The following is a 17049-nucleotide window of genomic DNA, read 5'->3' on the forward strand; positions in this document are numbered from 1 at the left end:
GTGAGCTTCGCATCGGATCGCCCCTCTAAACCCGTACGGAGAATCGCGGGATTCTGTTGCTAAAGTATGGCCGTTCCAGGTTGCTTATGCGCCGGACGACTAAGTGCTGCCGCGACGCCACAGCGGCTGGCGCCCCCAGGCCACGAAATGGCCATTGCGAAATCCGCGTTGGAAATGGCCGTATGTCAGCGGCTCGCCTTCCGGCGTCGTCACCGAACCGCCAGCGGCTTCCAGGATTGCCTGACCCGCGGCCGTATCCCATTCATAGGTCTCACCAAAGCGCGCGTAGAGGTCACCCTCTCCGGCGGCGATGAGACAGAACTTCATGGCTGAACCGAGCGGCCGCGCGTCGGCGACCTTCAGGTCCGCGAGAAGCTGGGCACTCGCGCTGCCGGTGCCGCGGCTGTTGAACGCCACCAGCGTTTCCGGATCGGGGGTGCGCGTGGTTATGCGATGAAACGTAACTTCGGGCGGTTCTTCTCCCGGCGCGAGCGAAAGCTGCCCCTCGTACGCGAAGCCGTCAGCTCGGGTCACGAACAGCCGCTCAGACGGTGGTAGATAGATCAAGCCGAAGCGGGCCTTGCCGTCTTCGACGTATCCGATGTTGATCGAAAACTCGGGCTTGCCGCGAATAAACAGACGCGTGCCATCGAGCGCATCGACGAGAAAGAAGCGGCGCGCGTATTCGCAAGGACGACCTGCAGCGATTTCTTCTTCGGCGACGACGGGAATCTCCGGCGCGATCTTGGCGAGATCCGCAAGAATCACGAGTTCCGCTTCTCGGTCAGCGATTGTAACGGGAGAGCGGTCAGCTTTTTGTTCGATCTCCACGCCCTTGGCGAAGTATGCCATTTCAAGGCGTCCAGCCGCGCGCACCGTCGGCAGCAGAGCTGTTACGAGTGCATCGTGATCTTCGATATCGATCGGCTGCATGATTCGGCCAGTGTCTCTTGGTTTGCCAAGGCGCCCCGCACGTGCCTAACAGCACGACGGCCCGACCGTTGCGCTCAAGACTCATGTCTTGAATGAAAAATCGGAGCTTTCGCCCACTGCCGGTCCCAGGACTTGGCAACCGTGTTCCGGCGCATGTATCAGAGCTTAATGCAATTTCGCAAGCGGCCCGTTGGCTCGCGTCGCGCTGTCGCGCTTTGAATGCGCATCAGCAGATCAGGCCTTGCAACAAAGGGTACGTAATGAACCAGCGCGTTCCGCCAACCGATCTTGAACTTGCAGCGCTCATTTCGAGCCGCATCTGTCACGATATCATCAATCCGGTCGGCGCCATCGTCAACGGACTTGAGATCCTCGACGAAGACGACGACGCGCAGGCCAAAAGCTATGCAATGAACGTCATTCGGAACGTGACGGAGCAGGCTTCCGCACGTCTGGAGTTCGCACGCTTCGCTTTCGGCGCGGCTGGCTCCGCCGGATCGATGATCGATCTCAACACTGCGGAAAAAATCTCGCGCGGGTTTGTGAAGATCACACAGGGCAAGCACAAGCTGAATTGGCGCGGCGCCCCTGGTCTCGTCGGAAAAGACAAGGTCAAGCTGCTGCTCAATCTCATCGCATCGGCCGTGACGGCGCTGCCGCGCGGCGGCGAGATCGATGTCGGCATCGGCGGAACTTTTGAGAAGCCGAACTATCTGATCCGCTGCTCCGGGACTGGCGCACGCCCTCCGCAGTATCTGACAGACTTCGTGGCAGGCAATCAGCTCCCGCTCGATGCCATTACGATCCAGGCCTACTACACGTGGCGCATTGCGCCGACCGCAGAGATGCGCCTCGAGATCCTGAAAGACGGCTCGGACATCCTGCTGGTCGCCAAGTCGATCGCCTAGCCGCGGGCCCAGCGCGAGCGACCGTTTTCAGAGCTGGACTTTCGTCTAACTGATTAACGGCGATTTAAGGCTTCGACTGCATTCTGATGCAAGAGCGATAGCGGACGCGCGCGCAGTAGATACACGGTCACAGACATGCTGCACTGTTTCGTTATCGATGATTCAGAGATCATCAGAAAATTCAGCCGGCTCATTTTCGAGGGCTTGGGCTTTCGCGTAAGTGAAGCCGATGGTCCGGTTGCCGCGCTCGAGCGCCTGAGGACAGAGTCGCCGGATTACATCCTCGTCGATTGGCGCATGCCCGACTGCAACAGCATCGACTTCATATCCAAGCTGCGCACTCTGCCCTTGGAAAAACGGCCGCATATCATCTACGTCGTGACCGAGCATGATCCGCACGACGTGAAGCGTGCGCTGTCACATGGGGCGGATAGCTTTCTGCTGAAGCCGTTCAACCGCGAGATCATCGAAATGAAGCTCGCGGAGATTCGGGCCTCCTCTAATCAGTCGGCGCAGTAGCCTTCAACGCGCTGCCGAAAAACAAAACGGGGCAGAAACATCTGCCCCGTCCGTATCTGTATCGATGAATTTGAAGCGACTTATTCCGTCGGTTCCTGCGGCGGAACCGGGCTCGGATAGCCTGCCGCGTCATCATCGTTGCTCGGGGCAGATTTCTTGTGCGCTTTATGTTCGGCGTGCCCCTCGTTGAGCGACCCGGTTTCAACCTGGCTCGCTGCGGGCGCTTTGGCAGCAGCCGATTCCGATGCAGCAGGCTCTTCCGGCGCTGCAACAGCGGTATCTGCCGGTGACGATTCCTGTTCCGCTGCAGCAGCGGCTGGTGCTTCCGGCTCCGCCTCTACAGGTTGAGCTTGGGCAGCCGCAGGTTTCGCGATCTTCGGGCGATGCGGCTTGGGATCAGCTACGACGTTCGCTGCGGATTTCGTTTTCTCGATTGCGCTGTCTGACTTCTTCGCCAGATCCTTCTTCTTCGTCTTCGCGGGCTTCGCGTCGCCAGCCTCGCTGGAGGCTGCCTTGCTGGTTCCCTCGTCGTCGGAAGACGCCCGCTCAGATCCCGGGAGCTGCGATCCGCCCCAGCAGACCGTCGCTTCGGCGGTGCAGGTGTGCTCATCGAATACGATGAAGTCGAGGAAGAGGTCGCAAGACACGCTCTTCTTGCCAGTGCTGTAGTCCTTGATGCCTTGTTCGGCCATCTTGGACGCAATCATCTTATCAAGGAGCGATTTTGCATCCTTCGTGGGACCGTCCTTGCCGTAATCATTGACGGTGAAGCCGTAGCGCTTGCACGCGGCAAATGCAGGCGTCGAGACGGCCGCCGCCAAACTGGCTGCTGCTGCGACTGCTGCAACGACATTGAGCGAGAGGCGCATACGATTATTCCCCCGTGAGACCGAAACTCGTGGGAGCGACTATATTTGCTGGCGAACCGGAGGACGAGAGTGAGTCAGCGGTTGCACTGCAGTTGTCGACACCTTTGTGTCCCATTACCCACAGACGACGTGAGCATATGGGCCAACATAAGGCGCACTGTTTAGTGCATATACGGAGCGTCGCCGCCGTTGGTGCCGATCGCGGAATCAAAAAAGAAGCCGTGATCGAACGGTCCCGCCGGTGTCTGGCGGTCAAGACGCGGATCGCGATAGGACGAAGCAGCGCCGTACCGGCTGCGGCTATCGCCGTAGGTATTGATCGAATCCGAATAGTTGTAGGAGTAACCGCCAGGGCCGCGCCGAACGGTATAGCCCTCTTCCTGGGCGGCCTGCCGGGATTTCGGCGCCGCATCCGCTGGAAACGCCAGAATCGCAACCAACCCACCAAGCAAAGCAACTGAAAAGAACTTGGACGTCATTGGATGGCCTCTCCTAGGCGAACGCGTCTTTTGCGCGACGCACTTAAAGCATAGCGGAATTGTCGTTCATCTCTCTGAATAAATGATTGACCGGCCCAATTCACAATCTGCTGTAGCTTCTGAACAACGCTTACCTCCCATCGCTGCGATTCGCGCGGTCTGTCATGCAGTTCGGCATCCTTTGTGTGGTATGATTCCCACTGTCGGGGTGCGTTCGGACGGCGAAGTCGATTGTCGCGGATTAAATCCGGGGGGCTACAAGCCCACTCAGCTCGTGGAGACGTCATATGGATATTGCGACCCTACTCATCCAGCTCATCAGTGGTGCCGTTGGCGGAAACGTCGCCGGGGGCATGATGAAAAACCTGAGCCTTGGGACACTTGGAAACACTCTTGCCGGTATCGTCGGCGGCGGTGTCGGCGGTCAAATCCTTGAGCAGGTCTTTAATACGGCCGTGTCCGGCGGATCATTCGATCCCGCCTACATTCTCACGCAGATCGTTGGCGGCGGTGTCGGCGGCGGCGTGCTGCTGACCATCATCGGAGCCATCCGCAACGCGATGGCGAAAACCTGATCTTCAAGAACAACGACAGGCCCGCCAAATCGGCGGGCCTTTTTTTGGCAGTGTACGGACTAATCGGGGCGCGGTTCTCGCGTGCCGCAAAGGATCCTGCCGGTCCCCGGTTTTTATTCCATTCCGATCCCCGTCTCATCAGACGGGCACCGCCGCCTTATCCGGCCTTTTGCAGGTCGACGGCTTTCGGGCCTTTTCCGCGCTTATCGGGTTCGGTCTCGAACGATATCCGCATACCTTCGTTCAGCTCACCGATGCCCGAACGCTCGACAGCCGTAACGTGTACGAACACATCGTTACCGCCATCGTCGGGTTTGATGAAACCGTAGCCTTTTTGAGAATTGTAGAACTTGACCGTGCCTGTCTGGCGCATGCGTCTCTCCTGGCGCATTCGCGGTGCAAGTCACCGGCGTGAGCCGGAGCACCGCCGCTTGGAAGAGCACTACATCCCCGGCAGCATCACGCTCGCTTCTCCGCACGGCTGACGAGCCGAAGGGAGATACACGCAGCGCGGGCCGCCGATGCCCTAGTCCAGCGTGCGGCAATTTATCCCGTAAATGCCAACTCTGTGCAAGATGAAATGCTGCAGAGCAATGCAGTTTGAGACTATCTGCCAATGTCCGTGAGGGTGAATGCGCTTCCGTCGCCCTCTGCTAAAGCGGCCGCCAGGACTGGAAGAATGATTTCAAGCTCTTGCCGCAAGATGTAAGGCGGATTGAGCACGAGCACGCCCGTTTCTGTCAGCCCGAGCCCCGGAAAGGGAGCGCAGACGCGCAGGCGCACGTCCAGGAACTTGCTTCCCGGCCGGGCAGTAGCGGCGGACACAAACCCATCGGCGGCGGCGGTATCTTTCACGGGATACCAGATCAAATAGGTCCCGGTCGCGAAGCGGCTCAGACCGTCTTCGACTGCAGCCGCCAGATTTGTGAACTCAGATCTGTCCTCGAACGGCGGATCGATGACGACGAGGCCACGCCGCTCCTTTGGCGGCAGGAGCGACTTCACGGCGAAGCGTGCGTCTATGTTGAGCGCCGTGGTGTTCTTCGATCGGTTGAACTCCTCCTTCAGCGACGCGAAGGCCGAAGGTTCAAGCTCGTTGGCCACCAGCGCATCCTCGCGGCGCATCAGCATGCGAGCGATGAGGGCGCTGCCCGGATAAAAGCGCAGCTCACCGTCGTCATTCAACGCGCGAATACTGTCGAGGTACGGCGACAACAAATCTGCGACTGCGGCGGGCAGATCAGCATTGTAGATGCGGTCGATGCCGTCGCGCCATTCGCCGGTCTTGTCCGCTTCCGGAGACGTCAGGTCGTAGCGACCCTGACCGGCGTGCGTATCAATGACGCGAAAGGGCTGCGGCTTCTGCTTCAGATACGTGATGATGCGCGCAAGGATGGCGTGCTTCACGACATCTGCGAAGTTTCCAGCGTGGTAGCCGTGGCGGTAATTCATCGTCTGGTGGCCGAAAATGCAATGCTGACAGCTTTGGCTTGGCGCGCTTCGGTGCTCAAGCCTTCTGTTCCCAGCGGCCCGATTCCGATTGCTGCCAGTACGTTACCGAACATCCCGCGGCTTTAGCCGCTTTCCACTGCGAGCGAGCTGTTTGGAGCGCAGCATCATCGTGCCCGTCAAAAACGTAGACGAAGCGTTCGGCGCCGCTGAATTCCTCCGCTTCCGCACCGTCGACGAGAAAGCGCACGCCTGCGCCGTTCGGCGTTTCCGATCCGACTGTCAGGAAGACTGGCTGGTCCGCAGCGAAGCCTGCCTTCGCGGAGCCGTGCGGCAGGAAGCTATCGTCGGCGTACGTCCACAACGCGAGGTCGAGCGCTTCCAGGCGTTCCTCGCTGCCCACCTGCACAACCGCACGCCAACCCCGCGCCAAGGTCTTCTCGATGAGACTCGGCAGGACGCGTTCAAGCGTGTGATTTTCGAGATGGTAGAAGTAGACGTCGATTTTGCGCGCTCCCTAGAAACGACTTTCCGACATCGCGTGCTCGCGAAGATAGGACATCGTTATCAGCTCTTGAAGTCGGCGCGGCGGTCCCTATCTAACTTCGTCCGGAGCGGCGCTGGTTCTTTGTAGCTGACGCCCGTGCGGGCGGTGAGCATGACGCGAATTCTTTCGACGCTTGCTCCCGCCCGCTGCAATTCTTACCGCTTCTTTTTCAGATAACGTGCAGGAACTTCGCCAGCGTCGACAAGTGCGGACGTGCAGATGCGCGTGAGCCCCTTGCGGTTGCTCTCGAAGCAACGACGAAGTTCTGTGCTGTCCGGTGAGTATTGCGAACAGAAGTTCTGGTAGTCACCGGCGCAAGCTTTTCTCACCTTCGCCGAAAAGGCGCTGGCTGGCGCGACGGCGATGAAGCAGACACCTGCCGTCAACGCAGCAGATAGAAGCGCCTTTTGAAGCTTTCTCATAACTATTCCCTCGATCATTCTCAGTTGTTGTTGGTGGATGGGGGAGCGAGGTCACACCTAGCGCAGCGATTGTTTTAATGCCAGCGTTTCGCAGCCGGTCAGTATTAACAAATCGCAACGCAAACTTAGCGTTACCTCACCCTTTAGCGAATGGATTCTCGCCTTTTCTAAGGCTGAATCGGATCGGAACGCCGGGCAGGTCGAAGGCGTCGCGCATCGAATTCGTCAAGTATTTCACATAGGACTGCGGCAGTGCGTCAGCCCGCTGGCAGAATGCCACGAAAGTCGGCGGGCGCGTCGAAGGCTGCGTAATGTAACGAATTTTTATGCGGCGGCCGTGAGACGCAGGCGGCGCGTGGCGGCTCATTGCCTCTTCGAGCCAGCGATTGAGCCTTGGCGTCGATATGCGCCGGTTCCAGGTCTCATGAACTTTAATGATCGCGGACATCAATTGGTCGAGGCCGCTTTCCGAACGTGCAGAGATTGTCACTAGGGGGACGTTTGGCACCTGTGCCAAACTTTCCGCTACGGTTTCGCGCAATTCCCGCAACGTCTTCTGTTTTTCCTCAACGAGGTCCCATTTGTTGACCGCGACCACGAGCGCGCGGCCTTCTTCGGCGACGCGGTGACCGATGGTGAGATCCTGGTGCTCGAACGGACGTTCAGCATCGACCAGTAGAACGACGACTTCAGCAAAACGAATGGCGCGGATGGCATCGCTTGCCGAAAGCTTTTCAGCCGTCTCGGTGATCTTCGCTTTGCGCCGGAGGCCTGCCGTATCGAACAGCAGGATCGGCCGGCCTTTGTAGGTGAGTTCGCTTGAGACGCTGTCACGCGTCAGGCCCGGCTCGGGTCCGGTGATCATGCGGTCTTCGCCAAGCAGTGCATTGACGAGCGTGGATTTCCCGGCATTCGGCCGGCCAACTATTGCGACACGGATCAGGCGCTGACTTTCGGGCGCCGGAACCGCGGGAGTTTGTTCCGTCTCAGGGTCGTCGCGGTGACGTTTTTTGACAGGCGCAGGCATGCTGATGCCCAGCGCACCCATGATGTCGATTGCGAGGTCGCCGATGCCTTCGCCGTGCTCAGCCGAGATTGCGATCGGTGCGCCGAGGCCTAGGGAAAACGCTTCGAGAATTCCCTCGTCGCCCTGGCGGCCTTCCGCCTTGTTCGCAACAAGCACCACGGGCTTTCCGGACTGACGCGCAATTTTGGCGAATGCGCTGTCTGAGGCCGTCACGCCAACCCGTGCGTCGATGACGAAAAGCACGAGGTCCGCAGTTTCGATCGCCTGCTCGGTCTGCTTGCGCATGCGATCGGCGATGGAGCCTTGGCGCGCCTCTTCCAGACCGGCGGTGTCGATCAGGCGGAATTCATTGCCGAGCAGCTTCGCGGTGCCCTCGCGGCGGTCACGCGTCAGCCCCGGCAGATCGGAGACGAGCGCCGCGCGGCTTCCCGTCAGCCGGTTGAAGAGCGTCGATTTTCCGACGTTCGGACGGCCGACGATGGCGATGAGCGGAAGGGATGCTGGCGACGACAAAGTACAGTCTCAATGGAGATTGGGCCGTTAAACAACGGCGGCGGAGCCCTGCCGCAACGGCGAGCATTCGGGCTCTCTAGCGCAATTCTCAGTTGAGAGCGATCAGTTTCGCCGCGTCAGTCAGGACAAACATGCGACCCTGCGCCACGATCGGCGGGATATAAACCGCCTCCCCGACGCTCATCTGGCTCGCCTGTTTACCGGTCGCTGCGTCAACGCCCACGACTTCGCCGCTGCCGGATACGACCCACAGTGTTCCGCCCGCGAGCACCGGTCCGGCCCAAGATTTTGCTTGCGGAAGTTGCATCGTCCACCGGGTTTTACCGCTATCCCGCGCAAGGGCCAGCACCCGGCCGCCGGTATTAACGACGTAAACCGTATCGCCCGCAACGCACGGGGGCTGAGAGCTCGGCACGGTCAACGACCAGAGCCGTTCCCCGGATTTCGCCTGCGTGGCGACCATGCGGCCAGCGTGACCGACAGCGTAAACCACGCCGTTATCGATCGCGGGACGCGCCGCGTCGCTCATCGATGCGATCTGCGAGGTTTGACGGGTGCGCGACAGGCTTTCCGACCACACAGCGGTACCGTCAGAGAGTTTGTAGGCGATGACATCGCCGGAGGGATACGGAACGACAACGATGTCGCCGTCCACGGCCGGGCTTGTCGAGTTCATTAGACTTGCCGTTTGCGGCAGTCCGCGTGCGGACCAGACTTCGCTGCCATCAACGCCGCTGAAGCAGAAGAAGCGGCCGTCGATGGTTATGACGTAGAGGCGGTCTCCGGCGGCCGTCGGTGCGGCGCGGATCGGTACGTCGAGGTCTTTGGTCCAGATCACTTTGCCGGACTGCGGGTCCAACGCGCTTACGATGCCGTATCCGTTGGCCACGTACAGCCGGCCATTCTCTGCAGCGAGCCCGCCGCCGTAGCCGCCCAGACCGACTTGGCCTTCCGGCTTGGTGGAGAACGAGAATGCCTTCGCACCGGTCAAGGACAATGCGGTCAGGTTCGCAGCTGCGTCGAGCGTGTAGATGCGGCCATCGTAGACGATGGGGCTGGCTGTTACGCGGCCGGTCTTGGACGAGCCTTCGCCGATCCCAGCGCTCCACGCCTGACGCAGAGCGCCGTTGAGCGCGAGGTTGCCCGGAGCGTTGTTGGGGTCGCCGCCTGGCTGCGGCCATGCCTCATTGGCGCGTGCGGGTGGAACGATGATCGGCTTGTCGGCGTCAGCGAGGTTGTCGGTGATGCTCTCGGTGGTCTCGATCACCGGAATGCGGCGACCTGGAAGCGGCTGCTGCTTTTCCTTGAACGGATTGAGCTCGGACACCTTTGGCAGCGTCGGACCCTGCCCAGCGCAGCCCGCAAGCAGCGCAACGGCAAAGCCAGCTGCGACAACAGCCAGAAGCTGCCGGGATTCGCGCTTTCTCCCCCACATCAAGCCGCTTACTCCCTTTCGCCCCTACGTCGCATCACACTACGGCTTCTTATCGGCCCCGTTCGCCGTCGTGCTCGAATCCGACTTGGTGGTCGGCTCCGCAGGCTTCTCTGCGGCCGTCGCTTCCGGCGTGGCGGGTTTCGCCTCGGATTGCACGGCCGGTGCCGGAGCAGACCCAACTTCCGCCGAAGCGATATCCGCCAGCAGGATCTTCACACGATCCTGAATGTCCTGGGCGGCAAGCGGGTCAGTCAACAGCGGTTCGAGATGCTTGCGCGCCTCGTCGTATTTCTTAGCCTTGTACGCGGCGACACCGAGCAGCTCACGAGCACTTCTGTCGTAAGGCGCGTCATCGCCAAGCAGAGGTTTCAAACGATTCTCGATCTCAGAATAGTCCGCCGTCTCCATCAGAAGGGACGATGCTTGGAGTTGTGCAAAGCTTCTCAACAGATTATCCGCGCCCGAGGCGGTCGCGAGGGAGTCAAATGTGGCGATGGCTTCCTTCGTCTTGCCAGCTTTGACTTCAGCTCCGGCCAGACGAAGCTTGGCGAGAGAGGCAACGCCTGCAGGACTATCTGCAATAATCGCGGCGTACGCCTTATCGGCATCGTCCTGCTTCTTCTGATCGCTTAGATTTCCAGCCGCCAGAAAATCGGCGCCCGCTGTATAGGCCGCCTCAACCTGACGATGATGGAAGAACTGGTAGCCGCCGACAGCCACGAGAAACGCCAAGACGCCGCCAACGATCAGCCCGTTATAGCGCTGCCAGATTTTTTCCATTCGCTCGCGGCGGATCTCACTCTCCACCTCGCGCATCAGGCTGTCATTATCTTCGGCCATCGTAATTCCTATGCTCCCGCGTGTCGCGATTTTCGGCGCCGGCCCCAAGACCGGCCCAATTCAACGGGCATCAATAACCAAGCAATCGCCGGGAGCAAGTGCGGCGCTCAATTCTCACACAATTGCGCTGAGTTTTCGGGCGCTTAACGGCTAAGTGCTCGAAGTCTTCGGCTTTTTCGTGGCTTGCTCCGAGGCTTTGTCGGACGCTTCGTTGCCTTTCAGGGCATAGGTGTGCTCTGCCTTTGGGAAGGTCCGGGCGCGAACTTCGGCGGCGTAATCGGCGATTGCGTCATCGATCGCCTTGCCGATAGCTCCGAATTTCTTCACGAATTTCGGAACGTCCGGCGAAATGCCGAGCATGTCTTCCATGACCAGGATCTGGCCGTCGCAACCGGCAGATGCGCCGATGCCGATGGTCGGGATCGGGATTGCCTTGGTTATGCGTTCTGCCAGCGGCGCGGTGATGGCTTCCAGCACGACAGCAAAAGCGCCCGCTTCCGCAACGAGACGAGCATCCTCTTCAATCGCTTCCCATTGATCGCGCGATCGTCCCTGCGTTTTGAAACCACCCAGCACGTTGATCGACTGCGGTGTCATGCCGATGTGCGCCATGACAGGAATGCCGCGCTCCACGAGATAGCGCGTTGTTTCTGCAGTGCGTCTTCCGCCTTCAAGCTTCACGGCACCGCAATCGGTTTCCTTCATGACGCGCGCGGCGTTGCGGAAAGCCATCGATGGACTTTCCTCGTAAGTGCCAAAGGGCATATCGACGACGACGAGTGCGCGCTTAGAGCCGCGAACGACGGCGCGTCCGTGCATTACCATCAGTTCGAGTGGAACCGGCACGGTGGTTTCGTAGCCGTGCATCACCATGCCGAGACTGTCTCCCACGAGGAGAAAATCACAGTGCTTGTCGGCAATTGCGGCCGTATGCGCGTGATACGACGTCAGGGCAACGATGGGAGCACCGCCCTTACGCGCTGCGATATCAGGCGCAGTTACACGCCGCGGATTAACGTGGATCGACATCGTGCTCCATTCACTGGGCCTTAGAGAGCCCCTTTGCAACGCGTCATTCGTCTCAAGCGCTTACGTAGCGCTTACCTTCCTCGCCAACGGATATGCGTCGCGAAAAGTCGAGGACAATGGTAAATTTAACCACAGACTATGCACAGCAAAAGGGTTCGAGAGCTCAAACCGTTGAATTAGCGCAACAGCTAAACGGTCCATTGGTGGTTAGCGGGCGGAGTTCGTTGCACGCGGCGGAAGCGGTCTGATAACGACGCTTAGGGCACTGCCGAGATCAACGCGACCCTGTTCGGATCGAGTCTTGTATCGGTGAAGTGCGGGTTTCTTGTTTGCCGTCGGGTGGGTCGCGTGCGTCGGTTCGGCAAAGATTTCCGAGTTATTGCGTGGCGATCCGTCGCCGCAGTCGCCGTTGTTGCGGCGGCATTCGCTTCACCGCAAGCCGATGCCAAGCCGAAGAACAGCCGCACCCCAGCGGTGGCAGCGGCGCCGCAATCCAAGACGCCTCTCATCCTCGTTGTTTCCCTGCAGAAGCAGAAAGTGCGCGCCTTCGACGCTGATGGCGAGGTTACGTCATCTCGCGTTTCGTCTGGGCGCGCGGGCTTCGCCACGCCGACTGGCGTGTTTTCCATTCTTCAGAAGAACGTCGACCACACGAGCAATATCTATGCTGCGGACATGCCGTACATGCAGCGCCTCACGTGGTCGGGCATTGCGCTACATGCCGGTGTTGTGCCCGGTTTCCGCGCGTCGCACGGCTGCATTCGTCTGCCCCATCAGTTCTCGCGCAAGCTATTCGGCATAACGAACATCGGCACGCGCGTCGTTGTTACGAATGAAGAGACGACGCCGATCCCATTCAGCAGTCCGAAACTGTTCAATCCGTTGCCCGCAGATGACGCTGGCGCGATGAACCTTGCGGCGGCGCAGAACCCGCGTCTTGCTTCGAACGATACGGGCGATAAGGACTCCTCATCCGCGACCGATGCACTGGAGTTTCCGATGCTCATCGGAATTACACCAGCGCTTGCGCGCGCCGTTGCGGACATGCCGCGTGATCCCGGGCGGCGTCCGGCGACGCGGCTCGAACTCGACCAGATGCGGCGCGAGACTGCGGCGCGGGTTCGTTCCGACCTGAAGATCGCGGAAATGACGCTGGCTACCGCAAACGATAAAGCAAAAGCCGCCGAGAAAGATTTCTCTGTTGCGAATGCTGAACTCGTGAAGGCCCAGCGGGCGGGTGAACCTGCAAAGGCTGCGCTCAAGACGGCCGAGGCGCAGCAGCAAGAGGCCATTCGCGATTTCCAGGCGTTCATGGCGAACGACAGTGACAGCGCTGCGGCCTCCGACCGCGAAGCTCAACTCGAAAATGAAATCCTTTTGCGGACACGCGAAGCCGACGCTGCACGCAATGCGGCCGCCAAGGGCGAGATGAACCTCGCCGAATTGCAGGCGCGCGTGTTCATGCTCCGCGCGACGCGCGACGCCACGAGCGAAGCTATCCGGCAGGCGCAGACAGATCTCAAATCCGCGCAAGCCGATGTTGCCGACAGCGATAACGACGCGCGTCTTAGTTCTAAGCCGATTTCGGTTTTCGTCAGCCTCAAGGCGCAGCGGCTCTATATCCGTCAAGGCTTCGAACCCGTGCTCGAAGCCCCGATCACCGTTACGCCGGATGCAGGACAGTTCGGCACGCATGTTTTTACAGCCATGCGTTACGGCACCGATCCCAATACGTTCGACTGGAGACTTGTCACCGCCCAAAAGCCGCCGGCCTCGCGCCGCGGGCGTACAGCGGCCGGAGTACAGCCTTCCAGTAATGTTGAACTTGCGACGGCTGCGTTGAATGCGTTCGAAATGCCGAAAGACCTTCTTGCAATGCTCAGCGAACGGGCACGGCCCGGCGCATCACTCATCATTTCAGATCGCGAACTGCCGCTGCATGAGAACGGCAGCGGAACCGAATTTGTTATCCTGACAAAATAGTCACACCAAACCCAGCAGCATGCCTGAGGCGCGACGGATGCTCTGCCCGGCTCGCGTTGACATCGCGGATAGCGACGGTATACCGGGCGCCTCCTATAAAATTGGATGGATCGGTGACAAGCCCCACGACCAGGACGATCGGAACGTGGGCTGCATTTGTGTGCTCGAGCGTGCTTATCGCACTGCTGCTGTACACGTCCGCGCCGGATAATCGCGCCTGGGAATTTGCCGACGTCGTACCACCGTCGCCCATTCAGGGCACGCTGGATATCGAGCGGGAAAAACTGACGCCTCCAGGCGAAACCGATTTTGTGCATGGCCCGTCCATCGTCGCGACTCCAACGGGTCTGATGGCCTTCTGGTACCGCGCTGTTTATGAGGGCGCGGCGAACGCCGAGATCGTTGCGGCGCATTACGAAAACGGCGCGTGGTCAAAAGCTGCTCCGATCACCAACAGTCTTGCTGTCACCAGCGATATCGGGATCAGGATCAAGTCTCTCGCCAATCCCGTACCGTTTCGTTTTTCTGAAAACGAACTCTGGCTCTTTTTCTCTGCGTCACGTCTCAGCGGATGGGCGACGTGCGAAATCCTGCTTATGCGCAGCCACGACAACGGGAAGACGTGGGGACCGGCCGAGCGGCTTTACGGTTCGCCGTTTCTCAACATGTCTCATCTTACGAAGTCGCCGCCGGTGCGATTTGCGGACGGCCGCATCGGGCTGCCCGCGTATCATGAGATGAACCGGAAATTTCCGGTCATGTTCATACTCAATGAGAACGGCCGCGTGATCGACAGGCGGCGTATGGGTAACGGCGGCAAGGTCGGATATCAGCCGATGGTCGTCGTGACGGGGAAGACGCGCGCTATTGCGTTCGTTCGCCGGTTGACCAGCAGTGTGCCGAGAGAGGTTCTTCTCTCGCACACCGAAGACGGCGGCAAGACGTGGTCGAAGCCGAAGCCGGTTGGGCTTCCCAATCCGGGCGCGCCGCTTTCGGCTGTGCGCTATGGTCCGAACCATATCCTTCTTGCTTTCAACGACGATCCGCAGTCGGAACTCAACGTCAAGCTCGCGATCTCCGATCTCAGCGGCCAAAACTGGCAGCGCATCGGCACGGTCGAAGCCATCTCGAAAGAGAGTCCGTCTAACGGCATCATGTATCCATATCTCGCGCAAACAGCGCCGGGGCAATTCGATATCGTCTTTTCTCGCGTCGATAAAACGATCGATCACGCGCGGATTTCCAGCGCATGGATTGAACATCACCTGCAATTCCTCGCGGCGCGCAAATAATGTGGATCATCGATTATCTGCTGGATCGCTCGAGCGCGACGCTGCTGGTGTTCGGCACGTTCGTGTTTCTGAGCCGCATCGTGCATTTCAGTGTTCCCGTCCGGATCGGGATCGGGTTTGCCGCGCTCGTCGTGATGGAGTTGACGCCGATATCGGATCGCACGGCGTTCGAGTGGCTGGTATCGACTGTCGAACGACCGTCGGCGCCAGGGCTTCTTCTGCTGATCGTGCTGACCGTGTCCGCACTCACTGGCGCGCGACCGGAACGCAATAGCGAATATCGATTTGGAACGGCCGCTTTGATCGTAGCAGGTGCCGTGCTGTATCCGGGCGCAACCGGCTTTCTCAACTACGATACCTATGTGCTGGGATACAGCGGCTACACGCTGGCAGCCGCCGTCGGATTGCTTCTCGCTTACGCGCTTTATCGTCGATATTTCTTCGTCGTCGCGGCGCTGGATATCGCGATCATCGGGTATCTGCTTAGCGCGGGCCGCAGCCTCAATCTCTGGGATTACCTGATCGATCCCGTCGGTTGGTTCGCGGCCATTGGCGCATGGCTCGGCATCATCACTGAAGCGCTCTTGCGGCGCTCACGCTCAATCGCGCATCCGAAGGCGTCGCTCTAGGAGAGCGACGGAATCGGTGCCACTCCGATGAGCCACTGGTGTCCGCCAAACAGCAGTGCCGCGTAAAGCGCGACGCCCACGACCACGACGATCACATCATTGAACGCGCCAGGTGGCTGGGCGAAGCTGGACGGCGTGGCCGTTACGCGGCGCTTCACTGAGATCCGGTCGTAGACCGCAAACGCCAGGAACGATCCGAACAACAACAGCGATGCGAGATCGCCGTTCGCCAAGAGGTGCGCCAAAGCCCAAATCTTGATGGCGATCAGCATCGGATGGCGCGTGGCCGTTCGAATGCGGGACGGAATGATCGAGGCGACGAGCAGGATCATCGCGGGGAACATCAGCGCGACTGCGATATGGCGAGTCCATACCGGCGGATCCCACAGAATGGGGTTCTTGCCTGGATGAAGCTGCAGCTTATGAAAGCCGAGCACGATGACGACCAGGCCCGCCAGAGAGATCAGAGAAAACAGAATTTTGTAGACGTTCTCACCGAGCCGCTCCTTCAAGCCGTCGCGCAATTCGGGCGACGTCGGCAGCAAGTGAATGCCCAAAAATAGAATCAGGCCGACGATCAGAACCATCATTGGCAGTAGTCTCCCTTCGAGTGCTCACTCGAATTAGCATCGTTCTTCGTCGCGAAACAGTAGGGCCCTAGGGAAGATAGCCCTTATCCAGATCGTGGGCCTGCTTCGCAATGACTTCGCCGTTGGCATTTTTGTGAATTGCGGTCCAGGCGAGATGCGTTCCGGCGGATTCTGAGGAACGCGAACGAAGCTCAACCCCGATGCGTTCGCGCGATTTGACGTCGATCGGGGCGGACAGCGGAAAATAGAGTTGCTCCCAGTGCGTGCGGGGCGCGGACGGCGCCGTGGACAACACAATTCCGCTTTGCAGCGTCGCCTCCCACCAGACCGCGAAGCCATAGATGCGCGTCGATCTGCTGACCCGCCATTCGGCTTCGCCTTTGCGTTTCGAGCGCACGTCGCGCGTGAGGTCGACGGAATCCCAAGCGACGGCAGACTTGCCGCCGTCCAGCAGTTCTTCGGTTGCAAGCTGGCGGACATAGGCGTTGTTCATCGTCAGGTATTGTGCGGCGGAAAGATCAATTCCGTTTCCGACGCGGCTCCAAACGCGAAGCTCGTCGTCAATGCGCGGAGAGATGACCGGCGCGACGAACTGTACGATCGCTTGCGGAATGATGTGCCCTTTCCGCTTCAGAAATCGTGCGCGGGCGTCGGACATCGTCGCGATGATATTTTCTTCGAGCGCGTAGTTTCCGAGCGTTTCCGACACGATGACGTCGACGGTGAGCTTGTCGTCGAACTCCGTCGAGTGACACGGAATGAGGTGGCAGGACTTCGCTTTGTTCGCCATCAAAACTTCGGTAGCGACCCCCGCGACCTCTGCCGTTTCGAAAAGGAAGACTTCTTTCGCACCGAGCTTTGATGCCATCAGACCCAGGAGGCCGGTGCCCGCGCCAATGTCAGCGACGATGGTTTTTCCCGGCTCGATGACGGCCTTCAACGCGCGAAAGAAAGCGTCGTTCCGCGCGTGATCGGCAATAAGCGTGCGGTGGTATTCAATGCGCATCGAG

At 59.6% G+C, this 17049-nt stretch carries 19 protein-coding genes; 6 read left to right on the top strand and 13 right to left on the bottom strand.

Annotation, left to right across the window (positions count from 1 at the left end; genetic code table 11):
- Positions 1–99: 99 nt before the first annotated feature.
- Positions 100–933 (bottom strand): 3'(2'),5'-bisphosphate nucleotidase CysQ family protein, encoded by an 834-nt coding sequence (locus DLM45_RS03800; protein ID WP_181335658.1) that lies wholly within the window; start codon positions 931–933, stop codon positions 100–102.
- A 260-nt stretch (positions 934–1193) separates the two neighbouring features.
- On the opposite strand from DLM45_RS03800, the gene DLM45_RS03805 reads away from it, so the two are divergent.
- Both DLM45_RS03805 and DLM45_RS03810 read left to right on the top strand, forming a co-directional pair.
- Positions 1194–1841, top strand: coding sequence for a histidine phosphotransferase family protein (locus DLM45_RS03805; protein ID WP_181335659.1), 648 nt, complete (start codon positions 1194–1196; stop codon positions 1839–1841).
- Positions 1842–1976: 135 nt separating this feature from the next.
- Positions 1977–2360, top strand: coding sequence for a response regulator (locus DLM45_RS03810; RefSeq protein WP_181335660.1), 384 nt, complete (start codon positions 1977–1979; stop codon positions 2358–2360).
- Positions 2361–2440: 80 nt separating this feature from the next.
- On the opposite strand, the gene DLM45_RS03815 is transcribed toward DLM45_RS03810, so the two are convergent.
- Positions 2441–3229 carry a hypothetical protein gene (locus DLM45_RS03815; RefSeq protein WP_181335661.1) on the bottom strand — a complete coding sequence of 263 codons (789 nt, stop codon included), beginning with the start codon at positions 3227–3229 and terminating at the stop codon, positions 2441–2443.
- Positions 3230–3390: 161 nt separating this feature from the next.
- Positions 3391–3708 carry a hypothetical protein gene (locus tag DLM45_RS03820; RefSeq protein ID WP_181335662.1) on the bottom strand — a complete coding sequence of 106 codons (318 nt, stop codon included), beginning with the start codon at positions 3706–3708 and terminating at the stop codon, positions 3391–3393.
- Positions 3709–3995: 287 nt separating this feature from the next.
- Between DLM45_RS03820 and DLM45_RS03825 the strand changes: the two genes are divergently transcribed.
- Positions 3996–4283 carry a hypothetical protein gene (locus DLM45_RS03825; protein ID WP_181335663.1) on the top strand — a complete coding sequence of 96 codons (288 nt, stop codon included), beginning with the start codon at positions 3996–3998 and terminating at the stop codon, positions 4281–4283.
- Positions 4284–4440: 157 nt separating this feature from the next.
- Here DLM45_RS03825 and DLM45_RS03830 read toward each other — a convergent pair whose 3' ends face one another.
- The 8 genes from DLM45_RS03830 to panB all read right to left on the bottom strand — a co-directional run bounded on the left by DLM45_RS03830 (position 4441) and on the right by panB (position 11545).
- Positions 4441–4656 (bottom strand): cold-shock protein, encoded by a 216-nt coding sequence (locus DLM45_RS03830; protein WP_181335664.1) that lies wholly within the window; start codon positions 4654–4656, stop codon positions 4441–4443.
- A 233-nt stretch (positions 4657–4889) separates the two neighbouring features.
- The gene (locus tag DLM45_RS03835; RefSeq protein ID WP_181335665.1) at positions 4890–5735 is read right to left on the bottom strand and encodes a 23S rRNA (adenine(2030)-N(6))-methyltransferase RlmJ; all 846 of its coding nucleotides are present in this window, start codon (positions 5733–5735) and stop codon (positions 4890–4892) included.
- Between the two features lie 55 nt (positions 5736–5790).
- Positions 5791–6237 carry a DNA polymerase III subunit chi gene (locus DLM45_RS03840; protein ID WP_181338173.1) on the bottom strand — a complete coding sequence of 149 codons (447 nt, stop codon included), beginning with the start codon at positions 6235–6237 and terminating at the stop codon, positions 5791–5793.
- Between the two features lie 197 nt (positions 6238–6434).
- The gene (locus DLM45_RS03845) at positions 6435–6701 is read right to left on the bottom strand and encodes a hypothetical protein (protein WP_246317144.1); all 267 of its coding nucleotides are present in this window, start codon (positions 6699–6701) and stop codon (positions 6435–6437) included.
- A gap of 136 nt (positions 6702–6837) precedes the next feature.
- Positions 6838–8241 (bottom strand): ribosome biogenesis GTPase Der, encoded by a 1404-nt coding sequence (gene der / locus DLM45_RS03850; RefSeq protein WP_181335666.1) that lies wholly within the window; start codon positions 8239–8241, stop codon positions 6838–6840.
- A gap of 88 nt (positions 8242–8329) precedes the next feature.
- Complete coding sequence (locus DLM45_RS03855; protein WP_181335667.1) at positions 8330–9676, bottom strand: outer membrane protein assembly factor BamB family protein; 1347 nt, start codon at positions 9674–9676, stop codon at positions 8330–8332.
- A 39-nt stretch (positions 9677–9715) separates the two neighbouring features.
- Entirely contained in the window at positions 9716–10516 is an 801-nt protein-coding gene (locus DLM45_RS03860) for a tetratricopeptide repeat protein (protein ID WP_181335668.1), read from the bottom strand.
- 150 nt (positions 10517–10666) lie between these two features.
- On the bottom strand, positions 10667–11545 hold the full coding sequence (gene panB, locus DLM45_RS03865) for a 3-methyl-2-oxobutanoate hydroxymethyltransferase (RefSeq protein ID WP_181335669.1): 879 nt from the start codon (positions 11543–11545) through the stop codon (positions 10667–10669).
- Positions 11546–11893: 348 nt separating this feature from the next.
- Between panB and DLM45_RS03870 the strand changes: the two genes are divergently transcribed.
- The 3 genes from DLM45_RS03870 (at position 11894) to DLM45_RS03880 (ending at position 15449) form a co-directional block, all read left to right on the top strand.
- On the top strand, positions 11894–13528 hold the full coding sequence (locus DLM45_RS03870; RefSeq protein WP_181335670.1) for a L,D-transpeptidase family protein: 1635 nt from the start codon (positions 11894–11896) through the stop codon (positions 13526–13528).
- A gap of 113 nt (positions 13529–13641) precedes the next feature.
- A complete protein-coding gene (locus DLM45_RS03875; RefSeq protein ID WP_181335671.1) occupies positions 13642–14820 on the top strand; it encodes an exo-alpha-sialidase in 1179 nt (392 codons plus the stop codon).
- Entirely contained in the window at positions 14820–15449 is a 630-nt protein-coding gene (locus DLM45_RS03880; RefSeq protein WP_181335672.1) for a hypothetical protein, read from the top strand. Before DLM45_RS03875 ends, DLM45_RS03880 begins: the two co-directional genes overlap by 1 nt.
- Here DLM45_RS03880 and DLM45_RS03885 read toward each other — a convergent pair.
- Positions 15446–16039 (bottom strand): NnrU family protein, encoded by a 594-nt coding sequence (locus DLM45_RS03885; RefSeq protein ID WP_181335673.1) that lies wholly within the window; start codon positions 16037–16039, stop codon positions 15446–15448. The genes DLM45_RS03880 and DLM45_RS03885 overlap by 4 nt on opposite strands.
- 67 nt (positions 16040–16106) lie before the next feature.
- On the bottom strand, positions 16107–17045 hold the full coding sequence (locus tag DLM45_RS03890; RefSeq protein WP_181335674.1) for a 50S ribosomal protein L11 methyltransferase: 939 nt from the start codon (positions 17043–17045) through the stop codon (positions 16107–16109).
- Positions 17046–17049: the final 4 nt, after the last annotated feature.

It is taken from the genome of Hyphomicrobium methylovorum, assembly GCF_013626205.1.
GTDB lineage: Bacteria > Pseudomonadota > Alphaproteobacteria > Rhizobiales > Hyphomicrobiaceae > Hyphomicrobium_B > Hyphomicrobium_B methylovorum.

What these genes read in the sequence shown, in the direction of transcription:
- DLM45_RS03800 (WP_181335658.1), bottom strand. Translation starts at nt 933, where the DNA reads ATGCAGCCGATCGATATCGAAGATCACGATGCACTCGTAACAGCTCTG.
- DLM45_RS03805 (WP_181335659.1), top strand. Translation starts at nt 1,194, where the DNA reads ATGAACCAGCGCGTTCCGCCAACCGATCTTGAACTTGCAGCGCTCATT.
- DLM45_RS03810 (WP_181335660.1), top strand. Translation starts at nt 1,977, where the DNA reads ATGCTGCACTGTTTCGTTATCGATGATTCAGAGATCATCAGAAAATTC.
- DLM45_RS03815 (WP_181335661.1), bottom strand. Translation starts at nt 3,229, where the DNA reads ATGCGCCTCTCGCTCAATGTCGTTGCAGCAGTCGCAGCAGCAGCCAGT.
- DLM45_RS03820 (WP_181335662.1), bottom strand. Translation starts at nt 3,708, where the DNA reads ATGACGTCCAAGTTCTTTTCAGTTGCTTTGCTTGGTGGGTTGGTTGCG.
- DLM45_RS03825 (WP_181335663.1), top strand. Translation starts at nt 3,996, where the DNA reads ATGGATATTGCGACCCTACTCATCCAGCTCATCAGTGGTGCCGTTGGC.
- DLM45_RS03830 (WP_181335664.1), bottom strand. Translation starts at nt 4,656, where the DNA reads ATGCGCCAGACAGGCACGGTCAAGTTCTACAATTCTCAAAAAGGCTAC.
- DLM45_RS03835 (WP_181335665.1), bottom strand. Translation starts at nt 5,735, where the DNA reads ATGAATTACCGCCACGGCTACCACGCTGGAAACTTCGCAGATGTCGTG.
- DLM45_RS03845 (WP_246317144.1), bottom strand. Translation starts at nt 6,701, where the DNA reads ATGAGAAAGCTTCAAAAGGCGCTTCTATCTGCTGCGTTGACGGCAGGT.
- DLM45_RS03855 (WP_181335667.1), bottom strand. Translation starts at nt 9,676, where the DNA reads ATGTGGGGGAGAAAGCGCGAATCCCGGCAGCTTCTGGCTGTTGTCGCA.
- DLM45_RS03860 (WP_181335668.1), bottom strand. Translation starts at nt 10,516, where the DNA reads ATGGCCGAAGATAATGACAGCCTGATGCGCGAGGTGGAGAGTGAGATC.
- panB (WP_181335669.1), bottom strand. Translation starts at nt 11,545, where the DNA reads ATGTCGATCCACGTTAATCCGCGGCGTGTAACTGCGCCTGATATCGCA.
- DLM45_RS03880 (WP_181335672.1), top strand. Translation starts at nt 14,820, where the DNA reads ATGTGGATCATCGATTATCTGCTGGATCGCTCGAGCGCGACGCTGCTG.
- DLM45_RS03885 (WP_181335673.1), bottom strand. Translation starts at nt 16,039, where the DNA reads ATGATGGTTCTGATCGTCGGCCTGATTCTATTTTTGGGCATTCACTTG.
- DLM45_RS03890 (WP_181335674.1), bottom strand. Translation starts at nt 17,045, where the DNA reads ATGCGCATTGAATACCACCGCACGCTTATTGCCGATCACGCGCGGAAC.